We start from the raw sequence: 18,473 nt of genomic DNA, 5'->3' as shown, positions 1-18,473 counted from the left end.
CCCGGTCGATCAGCGCGGCGAGACGCCCGTGATCAGTATCTCCACCATCTGCTCTGCTACCTGTGCAGCGTTCAGTGCACCGCCCGCGACGAACCAGCGCGCCGGCCAGTTGAGCGCGCCGGCGAGCGTGAAGGCCAGCAGCCGCGGGTCGGCCGGGGCGATGGAACCGTCCGCCACGCCTGCGGCGATCAGGTCGCGCATTGCGGTGTCGATCTCCCGTTTCAGCGACCGGAACCGTGCAGCGCTCTCGGGAGACAATGCCTCATCCCCCGTGCGGATCACACAGCGCCCGAAATCGTCCATGTTGATCTGCGCATAGCGGACCAGGAAGTCGCGCAGGCGGTCGATCCCGCGTCCGGGCCGGGCCGCGGCGATCGCGGCGGCCCCGCGCAGCTGTTTCAGGCCGATCAGGACGCATTCCAGCAGCACCTGATCCTTGTTGCCCAGATGGTGGTAGATGGTCGGTTTCGACACCCCCAGGCTGGCGGCGACCTCATCCAGCGATGTCGCGTGAAAACCGCGTTCGTTGAACATCCTGACCGCCGCCAGCAGCAGCGCGTCGCGCTTGGCGGCGCGGTTAGCCAGCCGCTGCGCACGGTCGGGAAAGGGCGAGGGAGCCGGTCTGTCGGACATTTCGGAAGCCATGGGCCCGCAACTTGACATGCGACCAGCCGGAATACAATCTACCCGTCAGTAGCATATTGGCGGGCGGGTATATGATTCTTTCCGAGGTGCAGGTCGCAGTGCGCGACATGGTGCGCGACATGGCACAGGAGCGCATCCGCCCGCACAGCGCGCGCTTCGCTGCCGACGGCGGCTACCCGCCCCAGCTGTTCCAGGACCTGGCGCAGCTGGGGCTGATGGGGATGACCGCGCCGGAGCAGGCGGGCGGCGCCGGGGCCGATTATGTGTCCTACGCGCTGGCGCTGATCGAGCTGGCCGCCGCGGATGGCGCGCTGTCAACGATCGTGTCGATCCAGAATTCGATCATGGTGTCAGGCATCCTGAAGGACGGCACCGCGGCACAGCAGGCACGCTGGCTGCCCGAGCTGACGTCCGGCCGTATGATCGGCGCCTTTGCGCTGACCGAGACCGACGCAGGGTCGGATGCGGCCGCGATCCGCACCACCGCCACCCGCGTCGACGGCGGCTGGCGCTTAAACGGCGGCAAGCAGTTCATCACGTCCGGCAAGATCGCGGGCGTGGCGATGGTGATCGCGGTCACCGATCCGGCGGCGGGGCGAAAGGGCATGTCGGCCTTCCTCGTACCCACGGACACCCCCGGCTATGTCGTCGACAAGGTCGAGCACAAGCTCGGCCAGTCCGCCTCCGACACCTGTGCGCTGCGGTTCGAGGATTGCGTCGTGCCCGACGACGCGCTGCTGGGCGCGGAGGGGCGCGGCTACTCGATCGCCCTCGCCAATCTGGAGGCGGGACGGATCGGCATCGCCGCGCAGGCGGTCGGCATGGCGCAGGCCGCGCTCGACATCGCGATCGCCTATGCGCATGACCGCACGAGCTTCGGCAAGCCGATCATCGAGCATCAGGCGGTCGGCTTCCGCCTCGCCGACCTGGCGACGAAGCTGGAAGCGTCGCGTCAGCTGGTGCTGCACGCCGCATCGCTGAAGGATGCCGGCGAACCGGCGCTGACCGCTGCGTCGATGGCCAAGCTGTTCGCCTCCGAAGCGGCGGAGACGATCGTCTCCGGCGCGATCCAGACGCTGGGCGGCTACGGCTATCTCGAGGAATTCGGCCTCGCGCGCATCTATCGCGATGTCCGCGTCTGCCAGATTTACGAAGGCACGTCCGACATCCAGCGCATGGTCATCGCACGCGGACTTTGACGTCAACGTCTCACAAGGGAATCATGGCATGGACATCGACGGCGTCGCGGCGATCGTGACGGGGGGTGCCTCCGGGCTGGGCATCGTCACCGCGCGGCGGCTGGCCGCACAGGGGGCGAAGGTCGCCATCTTCGACCTGAACGAGGATATGGGGCGCCAGCTGGCGGATGAGATCGGCGGGCATTTCGTCCGCGTCGACGTCACCGACGATACGTCGGTAGCGGATGCGATCGCTGCGGCGACGGCAGCAAACGGCACCGCACGCATCCTCGTCAACTGCGCCGGCATCGCGCCCCCTGCCAAGGTGATCGACCGCGACGGCAACCCGGCATCGCTTGCCGCCTTCGCGAAGATCGTCACGATCAACCTGATCGGCACGTTCAACGTCGCGTCGAAATTCGCGGCAGCGCTCCACAAAGCCGAGCCGATCGGCGAGGAACGCGGCGTCATCGTCAATACCGCGTCGGTCGCCGCGTTCGACGGTCAGATCGGCCAGGCCGCCTATGCCGCGTCAAAGGCAGGCGTCGCAGGCATGACGCTGCCGGTCGCGCGCGAGCTGGCGCGCTACGGCATCCGCGTGATGACGATCGCGCCGGGCATCTTCTGGACGCCGATGCTTGCCAGCCTGCCGCAGGAGGCACAGGACAGCCTGGGCACGCAGGTGCCCTTCCCTTCGCGGCTCGGCCAGCCGGACGAATATGCGCGGCTGGTGGAGGCGATCGTCACCAATCCGATGCTGAACGGCGAGACGATCCGCCTGGACGGCGCGATCCGCATGGCGCCGCGATGAGCGCGCTCGATCAGGCGGCGAACGCCGGCACGACCCCGGTGCGCGAGGCGCATCGGTTCGACGAAGCCGCGCTGGCCCGGTGGATGACCCAGCACGTCGACGGCTTCGCCGGGCCGCTGACGGTCGAGCAGTTCAAGGGCGGCCAGTCCAACCCGACCTATCGCCTGTCGACACCCGGCGCGCGCTACGTCCTGCGTCGCAAGCCGCCCGGGCCATTGCTGAAGGGCGCGCACGACGTCCTGCGCGAAGCGCGCGTGCTCACCGCGCTGGGCAACACCCCCGTCCCGGTCGCGCCGATCCATGGCGTGTGCGACGACGACAGCGTCATCGGCACGTCGTTCTACATCATGTCGATGGTCGAAGGGCGCGTCTTCTGGGACGCGACCTTTCCCGACGTGCCGCGCGACGATCGCGCCGCCTATTTCGATGCGATGAACGCGACGCTGGCCGCGCTGCACCGCGTCGATCACGAGCGGATCGGCCTTGGCGATTATGGGCGACCGGGCAATTATTTCGCACGCCAGATCGGCCGGTGGTCCAAGCAATATCTGGACGATGCCGACGCTGGTCGCGACGCGGACATGGACGCGCTAGTCGAATGGTTGCCGACGCGTATCCCGGCGGGCGACAAAACCAGCATCGTCCATGGCGATTTCCGCTGCGACAACATGATCTTCCACCCGAGCGAGCCACGCGTTCTGGCGGTGCTCGACTGGGAGCTGTCGACGCTCGGCCATCCACTGGCCGATTTCGCCTATCACGCGATGATGTACCGGATGCCGCCCGATATCGTTGCCGGGCTGGCGGGTGCCGATCTCGCGGCGCTCGGCATTCCGCCGGAGCAGGACTATGTCGCGGCGTATTGCGCGCGGACCGGACGCGACGGCATCGCCGATTACGATTATTACGTCGCCTTCAACTTCTTCCGCCTCGCGGCGATCTTCCACGGCATCAAGGGACGCGTGATCCGCGGCACCGCGGCGTCGGCGCATGCGCGCGAACGTGCCGAAAGCTTCCCGCGCCTCGCCCGGCTGGCGCGCGAGGCGATGGAAGCATGCCGGTGAGCGCGATCCTGCTGCTGGACGGCGCGCGGTCGTCGTCGTGCGATCACCTGTATCGGAAAGCCGCACCGATCGCCGCGGCGGGCTTACACGAAAAAGCGCACGAAGGCGTCGCCGCTTTCCTGACCCGCTGCCGACCCGACGTCCGCCGGGCCTGATCGCCCCGTAGGAGGCGCCGCGCCTCCCGCAGGATACGCCGGGACAAGAAACCCGGCGATGAAGGTCGTCCTCACACCGGCGCGGTCGGGCGCGTCAGGATATAGAGCGCGCACCCCGCCATCGTCGCCCCGACCAGCATCGCCAGCGGCAGGCCCGGTCGCGCGGTCCACAGGAAAATGCTGTAACCGGCGGCGATCCCGCCGCACGCCAGCGTCTTGCCACGGCGGCCGATCGCGCCGTCGCGCCGCCACGCGCGCAGCGTCGGGCCGACGCGCGGATGGTCGAGCAGCCACGCTTCCAGCCGCGGCGACGAACGGGCGAAACAGCCTGCCGCCAGGATGAGGAAGATGGTGGTCGGCATCAGCGGCAACAGCGCGCCGATGATCCCGAGCGCGACACAGATCCAGCCCATCGCCAGCCAGCCGAGGCGGGCCGCCCGCCCCCCCACGCCGGGCCGCTTTTCGCCGGAGTCGGGCCGCTGCGAACCGTCGCTACCGCGACCGGGTGGATCGGCGCGCAACGGCGAAGGAAGGCGACGGCGGCGGCTCATTGGCGCCACCATGTCGCGGCTGCCGTCAAAAAGATACGGTCGGCGCGTCTGCCGCCCCGGGGCGGGGCGCCGCGCGACGCCCCGCCCATCACACGATCAATAGCGGACGCGGAAGTCGACGCCCAGGCGCCGCGGGGTCAGGACGTTGTACGAATAATAGCGTTCGATCACGCCCGTGCGCACCTGATTGAACGAACTGCGATCGTTCGACACCGACGTGACCGCATATTTGTCGAACAAATTGTCGCCGAACACGCCGATGTCGAAGCGATCGGTGCGATAGGTGATCGACGCGCGATGCGTGACATAGCCGGGGATCGCCTCGCCGTTGGCGCGCAGGCCGGTGCGCGAATAGATGTCGCCGATATACGCCGTGGCCCAGGTTGCCTCGATGTCCGCGCCATTGTCCAGCGGCTGGGTATAGGTCGCCTGACCGCTGGCGGTATGCTTCGCCGAACCGGGCAAGCGATCCCCCGCAAAGGCGCCGAACGTCTGACCCTGGCTGACCAGGATGCCTGGCGCATCCTTCGTCAGCTTGGCATCGACATAAGCGTAGGTGCCTTGCAGCGTCAGCCGCGGCGTGACGCGCAGCACTGCCGACACGTCGAAGCCCTGCGACCGCGCCTCGCTGCCGTTGACGATGATGCCGACCGCACCGTTGACCGTCTGGCTGGGAACCTGGATCCCCTTCCAGTCGATGCGATAGATCGACGCGGTCAGCTGCAACCGCTTGTCGAACAGCGCGCTGCGCACGCCGATTTCGGCATTGCGCGTCTTGTCGGGCTGATAGGACAGCTCGTTGGGCAGCGCGCAGACGTTCTGGCCGGGCGGCAGCGGTAGGATACAGGGTGCGACGCGGTTGACGTTACCAGGGCGATAGCCGGTGCTGTACGTCGCATAGGCCAGCAGCGTATCGCTGAACTTGTACGATGTGTTCGCCTTCCACACGAACCCGTCGGCGGCGGTATCGCCCGATTTGATCCGGCTGGGCGCGAAGACGACCAGCGGATAGGGCGTGTTCTTGCTGAACAGCGGCGTGTCGGTGCCGCCCTGCGCGAAGGCGTCGTACTTGTAGTATCGCAAACCGCCGGTCACCTGCCATGCGTCGGTAATGTGCAGCGTCCCCTCGCCGTACACCGCCTTTTCCTTGGTACGGGTGTTGATGAACGACATATATTCCAAGTTGTCAGGGCGATAGATGCCCGCGAACTCGGGATAGCCGGGTACGTACTCGCGATATTGCGACCGCTGGCGCTGGTTGTTGTAGAAGCCGCCGATCACCCAGCTGAACGGCCCGCCATGCGTGGAAACCAGCCGGACCTCGCCGTTGAACTGGCGATAGATCGTCTCGTTGGTGTTGTACGAGGAAAAGGCCGGGAACGCTTCGTAGCCGTAATCGAGGTCGAGCAGCAGGTCGGTATTGTCCGACTGGGCGCGATTGCGCTGGTTGGTCAGCGCGGCGGTGGCGACCAGATCGGCGATGCCGCCCAGTCCCAGGTTCAACTCCGCGGCGTACAAGTCCGCCTTGCGGCTGCGCGGCTCGGCGTAGCGCCAGGGCGCCTCGTAGCGGCCGGTGCCCAGCACGCCCGCGCCGTTCGACTGCTGCCCGCCCGTGTCGGTGGTCTGGTGCGCATAGGTCAGGAACAGCTTCGCGTGCGGGCTGGCCTGCAACAGCAGCTGGTTGCGCGTGGTGAAGGTCCGCTCGTAGTTCAGATCCTTGCGGCGGTAGAAGTTCGCGGCATAATCAGCCGGCGTCCCGAACGACCCCTGCGCCGCGGTGGCGCCGCGCACCGGCTGCGGATTCGACACCCCCGGCTGCTGGAGCAGGTATGGATAGTCGATGAAGCCGGGATTGTCGTAATAGCCGGTGGCGGTGCGGAACGCGATGTGATCCGCCACGATCGGCAGGTTGAAGGTCGCATCGCCGTTCACGCCCGGGCTGCTGCCGTGCGCAACCCCGAAATAGCGACCGTGATATTCCAGCGAGATACGATCGGTGTTCGGCCGGTTGGGCATGTAGCGGATCGCGCCGGACAGCGTGCCCAGCCCGTACAGCGTGCCCTGCGGCCCCTGCAGCACCTCGACGCGCGCCAGGTCGATCAGCTTGAAGTCGAGGTAAAGCGGCACCTCGCCCAGGTATACGCCCAGCGCGCTCTGCGCATTCGCGCCGCCCGACGTATCGGCCGACGAAATGCCGCGCAGGATGACGTTGCCGGTCGACGCCGGGCCGGTATCGGTGATCGTCAGCCCCGGCGTGAACGCCGCCAACCCGCGCACGTCGTCGATGCGCTGGCGCGACAGCGTTTCCGGGCTGATCGCGCTGATGTTGATCGGCGCATCCTGCAGCGTCGTCTGTCGCCGCGTCGCCGTCACGATGATCTCGTCGCCGCTGCTCTCGGCCGCGCTATCGGATGGCGCGGTCTGCGCGAAGGCGGGGACGGCGCCCAGCCCGAACAGGATGGTCGCGCCCAGCAATGTGTTTCGAAACGATGTTACAGCCACGATGACCCCCTTGCTCATCAGCCCGTGTCAGCCGGCATCGCCCTCCTGATCGGACGCCGATAAGGGCCGGCGCCTTCCCGTTCCCTGCGGCGCGGCGTTGTCACCGTCGCCTGGTCGTCGCTGACGTCGCTGCGTCGCGATCCTTGTCGGTCGTTGCGCGCGCCTTCGGCGGGTTCGACATGATCGCCGGGCGGGTGACCGATCCCGATCGGACCGATGCGATCGCGCGCCGAGCAATCCATGTCGAAACCGGCGAACGCGCCGGTTGTCCTGTCATTCCCGGCACCATGGTCGCGATGCCGATGACCACACGGTATGGATATTACCGATGTGGTCAAGCGTAATATTTCATCGGCATGTCAGCGGGAAAAAGTAATACGCGGCCACCGACCGGCCGGTCGCTCGGGGCCGCCGCCCTCCTCTTCCATGCACGCGCGTAGTCGCCGTCGCCGTTATTACCCTTTCGCCACGCGGTAATAATTTTCCTGTGGACAGCCTTGCCGATCGGCGCGATGCTGCATTGCGAAAGGGGATCGAATCATGTCGAAGATGATCCGCAAGGCGGGCCATGTCGCGGCATTGGCGACGGCGTTGTTCCTGGCATCCTGTTCGTCCGGTTCGAACACGCCGCCGGCCAAGCGCCACGATTTCACAATCGGCTGGTCGATCTATGCCGGCTGGATGCCATGGCCCTATGCGCAGCAGGCCGGCATCGTGAAGAAATGGGCCGACAAATACGGCATCAAGATCGATGTCGTGCAGGTCAACGACTATGTCGAATCGGTCAACCAGTACAATGCGGGCAAGTTTGACGGCGTGGCCGTCACCAACATGGACGCGCTCACCATTCCAGCCGCGGGGGGCAAGGATACCAGCGCGATCATCGTCGGCGACTATTCGGACGGCAACGACGGCGTCCTGCTGAAGGGCGCGGACAAGCTGGCGGCGATCAAGGGCCGGCAGGTCTATCTGGTCGAACTGTCGGTGTCGCATTACCTGCTGGCGCGCGCGCTCGACACCGTCGGGATGAAGCCCAGCGACGTGCGCACGGTCAACACCTCCGACGCCGATATCGTCGGCGCGTTCGGCAGCCCGGACGTGACCGCGGCAGTCGCCTGGAACCCGCAGCTGTCGGTAATGAAGGCGCAGCCGAACACGCATCAGGTGTTCAGCTCCGCCGATATTCCCGGCGAGATTCTCGACCTGCTGGTCGTCGACACCAAGACGCTGAACGCCAATCCCGACCTGGGCAAGGCGCTGGCGGGCATCTGGTACGAAACCGTCGCGCTGCTGAAGCGCCCCGACGCGCAGGGGCAGGCCGCACGCGCGGCGATGGCGAAGCTGGCGGGCACGGACACCGCCACGTTCGAACGCCAGCTGGCCACCACCCACCTGTACGATACGCCCAAGGCCGCGGTCGCCGCGACCACCGCGCCGGCGCTGGTGACGACGATGACGCGGGTCCGCGACTTCAGCTTCCAGCGCGGACTGTTCAAGGGCGCGGCGAGCGCCGACGCGGTCGGCATCGCCTTTCCGGGCAAGCGTACACTGGGCGATGCGCAGCATGTGACGCTGCGCTTCGATGACCGCTACATGGCGTTGGCCGCCGACGGGAAGCTGTGACGCCCGCCCCCGCCCCCTTTGCCGCGACGACGGAAAGGCGACCGCGATGCGCTGGGTGAACCGGCAGATGCGCCGCAACGACCGGATCGTGCTGGGGTCGGTGCCGGTCGCGCTGCTGGCGCTGGTCTATCTGATCGCCGCGGTACGGCGCCACGCGGCGGACCCCACCGACAAGATCCTGCCGTTGCCCGATGCGATGGTCCGCGCGATGACCGCGCTGGTGACGCAGCCGGATCCGCTGTCGGGGCAGTTGCTGTTCTGGGGCGACACGCTCGCCAGCCTGCAGCGACTGGGGCTGGGCCTCGGCATCGCCACCGTCGCGGCGTTGCTGGTCGGGCTGGTGCTGGGGGTGCTGCCGCCGGTGCGCGCGACCTTCGGCCCGCTGGTGACCGGCATCGCGGTGATCCCGCCGATCGCGCTGCTGCCGATGCTGTTCATCGCGCTGGGGCTGGGGGAAACCGCGAAGGTGGCGCTGATCGTGATCGGCATCGCGCCGGTGATGGTCCGCGATATCGCGGCGCACGTCGCCGCTTTGCCGCGCGAACAGATCATCAAGGCGCAGACACTGGGCGCGTCGAGCTGGCAGATCATGATCCGCGTCGCGCTACCGCAGGCGATGCCGCGGCTGTTGCAGGCAATGCGCCTCGCGCTCGGCCCGGCATGGGTGTTCCTGATCTCGGCAGAGGCGATCGCCTCGGATATCGGGCTGGGCTACCGCATCTTCCTGGTGCGCCGTTACTTGGCGATGGACGTCATCATTCCCTACGTCGCGTGGATCGCGCTGCTGGCGATCACGATGGACGCGGCGTTCGTCTTCCTCAGCCGGCGGCTGTTCCCCTGGGCGCATGGAGGCGGGCATTGAGCACGATCCTGAGTCTGCGCGACATCTGGGTCGAATATGGCGACAAGATCGTTCTGGAGCGCGTCAACCTGGACGTCGCCGCCGGATCGTTCGTGTCGATCATCGGCCCGTCCGGGGCAGGAAAGAGCAGCCTGCTGCGCCTGATCCTGGGACAGGAGGCGCCGACGCGCGGACGCATCCTGCTCGACGACATGCCGCTGACGCCCGAATGCGGGCCGGACCGCGGCGTCGTGTTCCAGCGCTATTCGGTGTTCCCGCACCTCTCGGTACTTCGCAACACGATGTTCGGGCTGGAATGCGCGCAGGCGCCGCTGACCGCACGGCTGTTCGGCCAGCGCCGCCGCGCGGCGGAGGAGGAGGCGGCCGAGATGCTGCGCGCGGTCGGGCTGGGCGACAGCCTGCACCTGTACCCAGCGCAAATGTCGGGCGGGATGCAGCAGCGGCTGGCGATCGCGCAGGCACTGTTGAAGCGGCCGCGCATCCTGCTGCTCGACGAGCCGTTCGGCGCGCTTGATCCGGGCATCCGCTCCGACATGCACGCGCTCATCACCCGCTTGTGGCACGACTATGCGCTGACGATCGTGATGGTGACGCACGACATCCGCGAGGCGTTCTCGCTGGGGACGCGCGTCCTGGCGCTCGACAAACGCCGCCACGATCCGCACGCGCCGCACCGTTTCGGCGCCACCGCGGTCTACGACCTGCCGCTGCGCCCGCGCACGCCGCCACCGGCATCGGACGATGCTGCAGCTGCGTAATATTACGATTGACGTTGTTTGTAATAATTGAGAGGGTCACTCATGACCACAGAATCCACCAGTCTCGCCCGGCTCAGCATGAGCCTGCCGGCCGACCTGTTCCGGCAGCTCGACACGATGGTCGAGGAACGCGGTCTGCCGTCGCGCTCCGGGCTGATCGCCGAACTGATCCGCCACGCGCTCGCCGAACATGAAGCGTTCACCCGTCCCGACAAGATGCTCGCGGGCACCGTCACGCTGGTCTATCGCGGCGACCGCGGCCGCGTGCGCCACCAGCTGGCGCAGATGCAGGCCGATTACCTCAAGGAAGTGATCTCCTCGCAGCACGTCTTCCTGGAGGACGACCAGTCGCTGGAAGTGCTGCTGGTGCAGGGGCCGGCGGTGCGGCTGAAGTCGCTGTGCGACGCGCTGCGCCGGGTGCGCGGCGTCCAGCAGCTCCAACTCGTCACCACCACCTCGCTGCTGCCGCCGCTCCACGAACAGGACGGCGCCGCCGCGCCGCTGACGGGAGCCGCCGCATGACCGCGCCGCTCGCCGATCCGAATGCCGCACGCGATCATGCGCGGTCGATGGCCGGTACCGTCGTGGAGGCGATGCCGATGCTGCCGCCGGTCGCCGACGACCTGCCGGCCGGCGTCGACCCCGCCGATCTGGTCTGGGAAGAGACGATCGCCGCCGGCGGCTATGCCACGCGCCGCCTGTCGCGGGGGTCACGGGTGCGGCTGATCGACCTGCGCGGCGACGCCTGCGCATCGTTGCAGCTGTTCAATGCCGACATGCCGACCGAGCGGCTGAACGTCGCCGATACGGTGAAGGTGCAGTGGAACGCCTATCTGGAACAGGGCAAGCTGCTGCTGTCCGACATGGGCCGGGTGCTGATGAGCATCGAGGCGGACGACGCCGGCACGCACGACACCTTCTGCGGGCCGTCCACCCCGACCAGCAACGCGGCGCGCTACGGCAATGGCGCCAACAGCGGCCCGCACCCCAATGCGCGCGACCGCTTCCTGCTGGGCGTCGCCAAGCACGGGCTGGGGCGGCGTGACGTCCATCCCTGCGTGACGCTGTTCAAGGGCACGCGGATCGAGGCCGACGGCACGGTGACGCCGGTGACCGGCCCGTTCGCGCCCGGGCGCAGCGTGGTGCTGCGCGCCGAGATGGACGTGATCCTGGTCGTCGCCAACTGTCCGCATGTCCTGGACCCGCGACCGGCGTGGACGGTCACGCCGCTGCGCGCCACCGCGTGGCGCGGGCCGGTCACGCCCGAGGATGACGCCATCCGCATTGCGACGCCGGAGGGCCTGCGCGCCTTCCGCAACGTCGAAGACTATTTCCGCCGGTGAAAGGGACTATTGGTCGCATGAGCGCCGATCCGTATCTGTCGGGCCTGCCCGGCCCCGTCGTCCACGACGTTGTCGTCCCCGCCCGCGCGCCCTGGCTGCACCATGTCGCCGCCGGCCAGACGCTGCGCATCGTCGACCTGGAGGGCAACCAGGCGGTCGACTTCCTGCTATACGCCGCGGCCGACGACGCGGAACGCTATAGCGCGCAGGACACGATCGCGGCGCAGGGCAACCTGTTCCTGCGCGAGGGCACGGTACTACGCTCGAACGAAGGGCGCGCGATGATGACGATCGCGGCCAGCGCGGTCGAATATCACGACACGATCGGCGGCGCCTGTTCGTGCGAATCCAATACCCTGCGCTACGGCCATCATACCAAGGCGCAGCACGCCTGCGTCGAGAATTTCCTGGAGGCGAACCTGATCGAGGGCCGCGGCAAGCGCGACATCGTGTCGAACATCAACTTCTTCATGAACGTGCCGGTCGAGGCCGACGGCGCACTGGGGATCGTCGACGGCATTTCCGCGCCCGGGCTGACGGTGGACCTGCGCGCGGAGATGGACGTGATCGTCGTCGTGTCCAACTGTCCGCAGATCAACAACCCGTGCAACGCCTTCAATCCGACGCCCGTGCGCATGATCGTGGCGGCCGCGGCATGAGCGTGACGACCGTCCTGATCGCCAATCGCGGCGCGATCGCCACCCGCATCATCCGCACGCTGCGCCGCATGGGGCTGCGCTCGGTCGCGGTCTATTCCGAGGCGGACGAAGGCTCGCTCCACGTTGCCGAGGCGGACGAGGCGGTGTGCATCGGCGCGGCGCGCGCGGCGGACAGCTACCTCAACGTCGCCGCGATCCTCGATGCGGCGCGCCGCACCGGCGCGGATGCGATCCATCCCGGCTATGGCTTCCTGGCGGAGAATGTCGATTTCGCGGAGGCGTGCGCGGCGGCCGGGATCGTGTTCATCGGCCCCACCTCCGACAATATCCGCACCTTCGGACTGAAGCATAGCGCGCGGGCGCTGGCCGCCGCGCATGGCGTACCGCTGGCGCCGGGCACCGATCTGCTGACCGACGAGGAAGAAGCCGTCGCGGCGGCGAGCACCATCGGCTTCCCGGTGATGCTGAAGGCGACCGCGGGCGGCGGCGGCATCGGCATGCGCGTGTGCGAGGATGAGGCGGCGGTGCGCGATGGCTTCGCCGCGGTCGCGCGCCAGGGGCTGGGCAGCTTCGGCGACGCGGGCGTGTTCCTGGAACGCTACATCCGCCGCGCGCGGCATATCGAGGTGCAGGTATTCGGCGACGGCGCCGGCCGCGTCGTCGCGCTGGGCGAGCGCGACTGTTCGCTTCAACGCCGCAACCAGAAGGTGGTGGAGGAGGCCCCCGCCCCGCTGCTCCCCGCCGCGGTGCGCAGCGCGCTGATCGAGGCGGCAGTGCGGCTGGCGCAGGCGGCGAATTACCGCTCCGCGGGCACCGTCGAATTCCTGTACGATGCCGAACGGGAGGAGTTCTTCTTCCTGGAGATGAACACCCGCCTCCAGGTCGAGCATGGCGTCACCGAGGAGGTGATGGGCGTCGACCTGGTCGAATGGATGATCCGCGGCGCCGCGGGCGACTTCGCCTTCCTCGACACCCCGCTTGGCGCGCCGCGCGGCCATTCGGTTCAGGTGCGCCTGTATGCCGAGGATCCCGCGCTCGACTACCGGCCGACCTCCGGCACGCTGACCCACGTCGCCTTCCCCGCCGATGCGCGGGTGGAGACGTGGTGCATGGCGGGCAGCACCGTCAGCGCATGGTACGACCCGATGCTGGCCAAGCTGATCGTCCATGCCGACGATCGCGACGCGGCGGTCGCGGCAATGCAGGCCGCGCTGGCGGCGACGCGGATCGACGGGATCGAAACCAACCTGCGTTGGCTTCGCGAGGTGGTGCGCGCCGACGCCTTCACCAGCGGCGAGGTATCGACCCGCGCACTCGACACGATCGACTATCGCCCGCGCGCGATCCGCGTCGTCAGCGGCGGCACCGCGACGACGATCCAGGACTGGCCCGGTCGTCAGGCAATGTGGGCGGTCGGCGTGCCGCCGTCGGGGCCGATGGATGACCAGTCGTTCCGGCTCGGCAACCGCCTGCTCGGCAATGCGGAGGGGACCGCCGGGCTGGAAGTGACGATGACCGGCCCGACGCTGGCCTTCACCGCCCCTGCGCGCATCTGCCTGACCGGCGCCGATTTCGGCGCGACGCTGGACGGGATCGCGGTCCCGCTGGGCGTCGCGATCGACGTGGCGGCGGGTCAGACGCTCGCGCAGGGCCGGGCGCGTGGCGGCGGGATGCGGGGCTATATCCTGGTCGCCGGCGGGTTCGACATCGCCCCCTATCTCGGCAGCTGCGCGACGTTCGAGCTGGGACAGTTCGGCGGCCATGCCGCCCGCCGGCTGCTCGCCGGGGACACGCTGCACCTGGGCGATACGCCTACCGAGGTGCCGCTGGACACGGTGGCGCTGCCGGCGCTGTCGAACGAATGGACCGTGCGCGTCCTGTACGGCCCGCACGGCGCGCCCGATTTCTTCACCGACGACGATATTGCGACGATCGTCGATGCCGAATGGCAGGTGCATTACAACAGCAACCGCACCGGCGTGCGCCTGATCGGCCCCAAGCCGCACTGGGCGCGCCCCGACGGTGGTGAGGCGGGGCTGCACCCGTCAAACATCCACGACAATCCCTATGCGATCGGCGCGGTGGACTTCACCGGCGACATGCCGATCATCCTCGGCCCCGACGGCCCGTCGCTGGGCGGATTCGTGTGCCCCTTCGTCATCATCGCCGCAGACCGTTGGAAAGTGGGGCAACTGGTGCCGGGCGACCGCGTGCGCTTCGTGCCGGTCAACATCGACGATGCGACGATGGCTGACACGCTGCAACGCCGGTTGGTCGAACAGGGCAGGCCCGCCGATGCCGGCCCCGCGCGCCCGATCGCGACGCTGTCACCGGTGCTGGCGGAACTGCCCGCCGGCAAGGGGCGCCCGCGCACCGTCTATCGCCAGCAGGGCGACCGCAACATCCTGGTCGAATATGGCCCGATCGTCCTCGACCTGGAGCTCCGCATCCGCGTCCATGCGCTGATGACCGAGCTGGAGCGGATGGCGGTGCCGGGGATCGTCGATATCGTGCCGGGCATCCGCTCGATCCAGTTGCACCTCGACGGGCGGCAGCTCGATCAGCGCGCGGCGCTGGCGCTGCTGATCGCTGCGGAGGACCGGCTGGGCGATCTGGAGGATGTCACCATTCCGTCGCGGATCGTGCACCTGCCGCTCAGCTGGCGCGACCCCGCTACGATCGAGACGATCCAGAAATATATCGGCGCGGTGCGCGACGATGCGCCGTGGTGCCCCGACAACATTGAGTTCATCCGCCGCATCAACGGCCTGCCCGATGTCGCCGCGGTCGAAAATCTGATCTTCGAGGCCAATTACCTCGTCATGGGGCTGGGGGACGTCTATCTCGGCGCGCCGGTCGCCACGCCGATCGACCCGCGCCACCGGCTGGTAACGACCAAGTACAATCCGGCGCGCACCTGGACGCCGCCCAACGTCGTCGGGATCGGCGGCGCGTATATGTGCATCTACGGTATGGAGGGCCCGGGCGGCTACCAGCTGTTCGGCCGGACGTTGCAGGTGTGGAACACCTATCGCCAGACCGACTCGTTCGTCGACGGAAAGCCATGGCTGCTGCGCTTCTTCGACCAGATCCGCTTCTACCCGATCAGCGCCGAGGAGCTGGTGGAGTGGCGCCGCGACTTCCCCAGTGGGCGGCGCGCGTTGCGCATCGAGCCGTCGGAGTTCCGGCTGGCGGATTATCGCGCCTTCCTGGCCGAAAATGCCGAGGACATCGCCGCATTCGAGGCACGGCGGCAGGCGGCCTTCGACGCCGAGCGCGCCGACTGGCAGCGCCGCGGCGAGTTCGACCGCGTCGCCACCCTGACCGAGGAGGACGCGCCTCCCCCCGCCGCGATCGAGGTGCCGGCGGGCGCCGACGTGATCGAGGCGCCGTTCGGCGGCAGCGTGTGGAAGCTGCTGGTCGCGGCGGGTGACGCGGTCGAGGCAGGCGACACGATCGCGGTGATCGAGGCGATGAAGATGGAATGCCCGGTCGAAAGCCCCGCCGCGGGCACGATCGCCGCGCTCTATATCGAGGAACGCCAGCCGCTCCAGCCCGGATCGCCGATGCTGGCGCTGAAGGCGCACGCATGAACGCGCGGCTGAGCGCCACCGCCATCGCGGCGGACGTCGCCGCCGGCCGCACCAGCGCGGTCGCGGTGGCGCAGGCCGCGCTGGACCGGATCGCCGCCTATGACGCGATCCAGCCGCAGGTGTGGATCGCCCGCGTCGCCCCCGAGGCGCTGATCGCGGCGGCGCGCGGGGTCGACGCGCGGGTTGCCGCGGGCGAGGTACTGCCGCTGGCGGGTGTGCCCTTTGCGGTGAAGGACAATATCGACGTCGCGGGGATGGAAACGACCGCCGCCTGCCCCGCCTTCGCCTATCGTGCCGAGCGGTCGGCGACGGTGGTGGAACGGCTGATCGCAGCCGGTGCGCTGCTGCTGGGGAAAACCAATCTCGACCAGTTCGCGACCGGGCTGGTCGGCACGCGCTCGCCCTATGGTATCCCGCGCAATGCCAGCAATCTTGCCTATGTCAGCGGCGGATCCAGTTCGGGATCGGCGGTGGCGGTGGCGGCGGGGGTGGCGGCGTTCGCACTGGGCACCGACACTGCGGGGTCGGGCCGCGTGCCCGCCGCGTTCAACCATTTGATCGGGTTCAAGCCCAGCAAGGGCCGCTGGAGCACGCGCGGGCTGGTGCCGGCGTGCCGCACGCTCGACTGTATCACCGTCTTCACCGACGACACCGCCGATGCGCGGCTCGTCGACGGCGTGCTGGCCGGTTTCGACGCGGATGATCCCTATTCGACGCCACTGGCCGATCGCGGCGTCGCGGCGGGGCGGATCGGGGTGCCGCGCCGCGGGCAGCGAATGTGGTTCGGGGATGCGCAATCGGAGTATCTCTACGACCGTGCGCTGGCGACGCTGGCGGCGGGTGCGGAGATCGTCGAGATCGACATTGCGCCGCTGCTGGAGGCCGCGCAGCTGCTGTACGGCGGGCCATGGGTGGCGGAGCGGACGGCCGCGATCGGCGATCTGCTGACCCGCGCGCCCGATGCGATCGACCCGACGGTGCGTGCGGTGGTGGCGCCGGGCGCGGACATCGACGCGGTGACGCTATGGCGCGGGATGTATCGGCTGGCGGAGCTGAAACGCCATGCGGACATGCTGTTCCAGGACATTGATCTGCTGGCGTTTCCGACGACGGGCACCACCTATCGCGTCGCCGAGCTGCTGGCCGCGCCGGTCGCGCTCAACAGCAACCTGGGGTTCTACACCAATTTCGTGAACCTGCTGGACATGGCGGCAGTCGCGGTGCCCGCGGGCGTGCGCGACAATGCGACCGGGTTCGGGATCACGCTGATCGGGCCGGCGGACAGCGACCGCGCGCTGCTGGACGTGGCCGATCGCTATCTGGCGGCGGCCGACCTGCCGCCGCCGCCACCGCTGGATACGGGGGACAGAATGGACAAGGTGAAGCTTGCGGTTGTCGGTGCGCATCTGAAGGACATGCCGCTGCACTGGCAGCTGACGTCGCGCGAGGCGGTGTTCGTAGGGGCCTTCCAGACCGCGCCGACCTATCGTTTGTACGCGATGGCGGACAGCGTGCCGCCCAAACCGGCGCTGGTGCACGACGAAAGCGGCGCCGGAATCGCGGTCGAGGTATACGAACTGGACGTCGCCGCCTTCGGCAGTTTCGTGGTCGAGGTGCCCGCGCCGCTGGCGATCGGCACGGTCGTGCTGGCGGACGGCAGCAGCGTGAAGGGCTTTGTCGCGGAGCCGCGCGCGCTGACGGGGGCGCAGGACATCACCGATCTGGGCGGCTGGCGCGCCTATATCGCGCAACGCGCGTGAGGAGGAACACGGATATGATGCGTTGGGGGGCAGCATTTGCGGCGATGGCGCTGACGGGCGGCATGGCACCGGCGGCGATGGCGCAGAAGGAACAGGTCATTTCCGTACCCGGTTTCGCCGACTTTCTGGCGGTGGACGGGACGACGGTATGGGCCACCAATCGCGGCCGCGTGGAGCAATGGTCGCTGGACGGAAAGCGCGCTGACGTGCCGATGGGGCGGCCGTGCGGCGCGATGGCGTTCGCCAACGACACATTGTGGGTCGCCGATTGCGAGAAGCGCGCGCTGACCCGCATCGACGCGCGCACCGCCGCGGTCGTCGCGACGATTCCCACCGGCGTCGCCAATCCGGCGGGCGAGCTGAACGTCGTCGCCGGCGCGGGATCGATTTGGATCGCCAGCGACGACAAGGGTGCTGTGTCGCGGATCGACCCAGCGACCAACGCGATCATCGCCACGGTCAAGGTCGCGCCGGGCACCTGGTATCTGGCGTTCGGCTTCGACGCGGTGTGGGCGGTCAGTGCGAACGGCCGCGTGCTGCAACGCATCGATCCGACCACCAATGCCGTCACCGCCACCGTACCGCTGGGCGCGCAGCCCGGTTTCCTGGCGGCGGGCGAAGGCGCGGTGTGGGTGCAGGAACAGGGCGACGGCACGCTCGCACGGATCGACCCGGCGACCGCGAAGGTGACCGGCCGCGTCAAAGTGGGCGCGAAGCTGGCCTATGGCGATATCGACACCGGCGGCGGCAAGGTATGGCTGCGCACCACCGAGGACCAGACGTTCGCGGTGATCGATGCCGGCACGCTGGCAATCGACGCGCGCGTCGGCAAGCCGGTGGGCAGCGGCGCGCTACGCTATACCGACGCGGGCGTGTGGACCAGCGCGCATGACCATCACACGTTGTCGTGGTGGCCGGCGCCGGTGACGGGGGGTGCGGCGAAGTAAGGCGCGGCGCTGAAGGCGAAGA

At 68.4% G+C, this 18,473-nt stretch carries 17 protein-coding genes; 14 read left to right on the top strand and 3 right to left on the bottom strand.

The window, feature by feature from the left end:
• Positions 1-9: 9 nt before the first annotated feature.
• Positions 10-633, bottom strand: a complete 624-nt coding sequence (locus COA17_RS03955; protein WP_096610795.1) for a TetR/AcrR family transcriptional regulator — start codon at positions 631-633, stop codon at positions 10-12.
• 83 nt (positions 634-716) lie between these two features.
• Here COA17_RS03955 and COA17_RS03950 point away from each other — a divergent pair, with 83 nt between their 5' ends.
• From COA17_RS03950 to COA17_RS19270, 4 genes are read left to right on the top strand one after another with little or no spacing between them, the layout of a single operon-like run.
• Entirely contained in the window at positions 717-1,844 is a 1,128-nt protein-coding gene (locus COA17_RS03950) for an acyl-CoA dehydrogenase family protein (protein ID WP_096610265.1), read from the top strand.
• A 28-nt stretch (positions 1,845-1,872) separates the two neighbouring features.
• Complete coding sequence (locus COA17_RS03945; RefSeq protein WP_096610263.1) at positions 1,873-2,634, top strand: SDR family NAD(P)-dependent oxidoreductase; 762 nt, start codon at positions 1,873-1,875, stop codon at positions 2,632-2,634.
• Entirely contained in the window at positions 2,631-3,698 is a 1,068-nt protein-coding gene (locus tag COA17_RS03940) for a phosphotransferase (RefSeq protein ID WP_096610261.1), read from the top strand. Before COA17_RS03945 ends, COA17_RS03940 begins: the two co-directional genes overlap by 4 nt.
• A complete protein-coding gene (locus COA17_RS19270; RefSeq protein WP_176484785.1) occupies positions 3,695-3,853 on the top strand; it encodes a hypothetical protein in 159 nt (52 codons plus the stop codon). The genes COA17_RS03940 and COA17_RS19270 overlap by 4 nt, the downstream gene beginning before the upstream one ends.
• Positions 3,854-3,924: 71 nt before the next feature.
• On the opposite strand, the gene COA17_RS03935 is transcribed toward COA17_RS19270, so the two are convergent.
• On the bottom strand, positions 3,925-4,302 hold the full coding sequence (locus tag COA17_RS03935) for a YbaN family protein (protein ID WP_269450453.1): 378 nt from the start codon (positions 4,300-4,302) through the stop codon (positions 3,925-3,927).
• 198 nt (positions 4,303-4,500) lie between these two features.
• Positions 4,501-6,906 (bottom strand): TonB-dependent receptor, encoded by a 2,406-nt coding sequence (locus COA17_RS03930; protein WP_245857404.1) that lies wholly within the window; start codon positions 6,904-6,906, stop codon positions 4,501-4,503.
• Positions 6,907-7,049: 143 nt separating this feature from the next.
• Between COA17_RS03930 and COA17_RS19265 the strand changes: the two genes are divergently transcribed.
• The 10 genes from COA17_RS19265 (at position 7,050) to COA17_RS03880 (ending at position 18,451) form a co-directional block, all read left to right on the top strand.
• Positions 7,050-7,250 (top strand): hypothetical protein, encoded by a 201-nt coding sequence (locus COA17_RS19265; RefSeq protein ID WP_066485530.1) that lies wholly within the window; start codon positions 7,050-7,052, stop codon positions 7,248-7,250.
• 196 nt (positions 7,251-7,446) lie between these two features.
• Positions 7,447-8,529, top strand: a complete 1,083-nt coding sequence (locus COA17_RS03920; RefSeq protein ID WP_066485528.1) for a putative urea ABC transporter substrate-binding protein — start codon at positions 7,447-7,449, stop codon at positions 8,527-8,529.
• A gap of 46 nt (positions 8,530-8,575) precedes the next feature.
• Positions 8,576-9,391 carry an ABC transporter permease gene (locus tag COA17_RS03915; protein ID WP_096610255.1) on the top strand — a complete coding sequence of 272 codons (816 nt, stop codon included), beginning with the start codon at positions 8,576-8,578 and terminating at the stop codon, positions 9,389-9,391.
• Positions 9,388-10,149, top strand: a complete 762-nt coding sequence (locus COA17_RS03910; protein WP_096610253.1) for an ATP-binding cassette domain-containing protein — start codon at positions 9,388-9,390, stop codon at positions 10,147-10,149. The genes COA17_RS03915 and COA17_RS03910 overlap by 4 nt, the downstream gene beginning before the upstream one ends.
• 42 nt (positions 10,150-10,191) lie before the next feature.
• A complete protein-coding gene (locus COA17_RS03905; RefSeq protein ID WP_096610251.1) occupies positions 10,192-10,671 on the top strand; it encodes a CopG family ribbon-helix-helix protein in 480 nt (159 codons plus the stop codon).
• Positions 10,668-11,492: an urea amidolyase associated protein UAAP1 gene (locus COA17_RS03900; RefSeq protein WP_066485520.1), complete on the top strand. Its 825-nt coding sequence runs from the start codon at positions 10,668-10,670 to the stop codon at positions 11,490-11,492. Before COA17_RS03905 ends, COA17_RS03900 begins: the two co-directional genes overlap by 4 nt.
• A 17-nt stretch (positions 11,493-11,509) precedes the next feature.
• Positions 11,510-12,151, top strand: a complete 642-nt coding sequence (locus COA17_RS03895; protein WP_096610249.1) for an urea amidolyase associated protein UAAP2 — start codon at positions 11,510-11,512, stop codon at positions 12,149-12,151.
• A complete protein-coding gene (gene uca / locus COA17_RS03890; RefSeq protein ID WP_096610247.1) occupies positions 12,148-15,744 on the top strand; it encodes an urea carboxylase in 3,597 nt (1,198 codons plus the stop codon). Before COA17_RS03895 ends, uca begins: the two co-directional genes overlap by 4 nt.
• Positions 15,741-17,504 carry an allophanate hydrolase gene (gene atzF / locus COA17_RS03885; protein ID WP_096610245.1) on the top strand — a complete coding sequence of 588 codons (1,764 nt, stop codon included), beginning with the start codon at positions 15,741-15,743 and terminating at the stop codon, positions 17,502-17,504. The genes uca and atzF overlap by 4 nt, the downstream gene beginning before the upstream one ends.
• Positions 17,505-17,521: 17 nt before the next feature.
• Positions 17,522-18,451 carry a Vgb family protein gene (locus COA17_RS03880; protein WP_425442671.1) on the top strand — a complete coding sequence of 310 codons (930 nt, stop codon included), beginning with the start codon at positions 17,522-17,524 and terminating at the stop codon, positions 18,449-18,451.
• Positions 18,452-18,473: the final 22 nt, after the last annotated feature.

It is taken from the genome of Sphingomonas ginsenosidimutans, from assembly GCF_002374835.1.
Taxonomy (GTDB): domain Bacteria; phylum Pseudomonadota; class Alphaproteobacteria; order Sphingomonadales; family Sphingomonadaceae; genus Sphingomonas; species Sphingomonas ginsenosidimutans.
This window is presented reverse-complemented; position numbering and strand designations above follow the sequence as displayed.

Excerpts from the sequence above, each read along its gene's own strand:
- COA17_RS03955 (WP_096610795.1), bottom strand. The coding sequence starts at position 633 with ATGTCCGACAGACCGGCTCCCTCGCCCTTTCCCGACCGTGCGCAGCGG.
- uca (WP_096610247.1), top strand. The coding sequence starts at position 12,148 with ATGAGCGTGACGACCGTCCTGATCGCCAATCGCGGCGCGATCGCCACC.
- COA17_RS03915 (WP_096610255.1), top strand. The coding sequence starts at position 8,576 with ATGCGCTGGGTGAACCGGCAGATGCGCCGCAACGACCGGATCGTGCTG.
- atzF (WP_096610245.1), top strand. The coding sequence starts at position 15,741 with ATGAACGCGCGGCTGAGCGCCACCGCCATCGCGGCGGACGTCGCCGCC.
- COA17_RS03895 (WP_096610249.1), top strand. The coding sequence starts at position 11,510 with ATGAGCGCCGATCCGTATCTGTCGGGCCTGCCCGGCCCCGTCGTCCAC.
- COA17_RS03920 (WP_066485528.1), top strand. The coding sequence starts at position 7,447 with ATGTCGAAGATGATCCGCAAGGCGGGCCATGTCGCGGCATTGGCGACG.
- COA17_RS03945 (WP_096610263.1), top strand. The coding sequence starts at position 1,873 with ATGGACATCGACGGCGTCGCGGCGATCGTGACGGGGGGTGCCTCCGGG.
- COA17_RS03880 (WP_425442671.1), top strand. The coding sequence starts at position 17,522 with ATGCGTTGGGGGGCAGCATTTGCGGCGATGGCGCTGACGGGCGGCATG.
- COA17_RS03900 (WP_066485520.1), top strand. The coding sequence starts at position 10,668 with ATGACCGCGCCGCTCGCCGATCCGAATGCCGCACGCGATCATGCGCGG.
- COA17_RS03940 (WP_096610261.1), top strand. The coding sequence starts at position 2,631 with ATGAGCGCGCTCGATCAGGCGGCGAACGCCGGCACGACCCCGGTGCGC.
- COA17_RS03950 (WP_096610265.1), top strand. The coding sequence starts at position 717 with ATGATTCTTTCCGAGGTGCAGGTCGCAGTGCGCGACATGGTGCGCGAC.
- COA17_RS03905 (WP_096610251.1), top strand. The coding sequence starts at position 10,192 with ATGACCACAGAATCCACCAGTCTCGCCCGGCTCAGCATGAGCCTGCCG.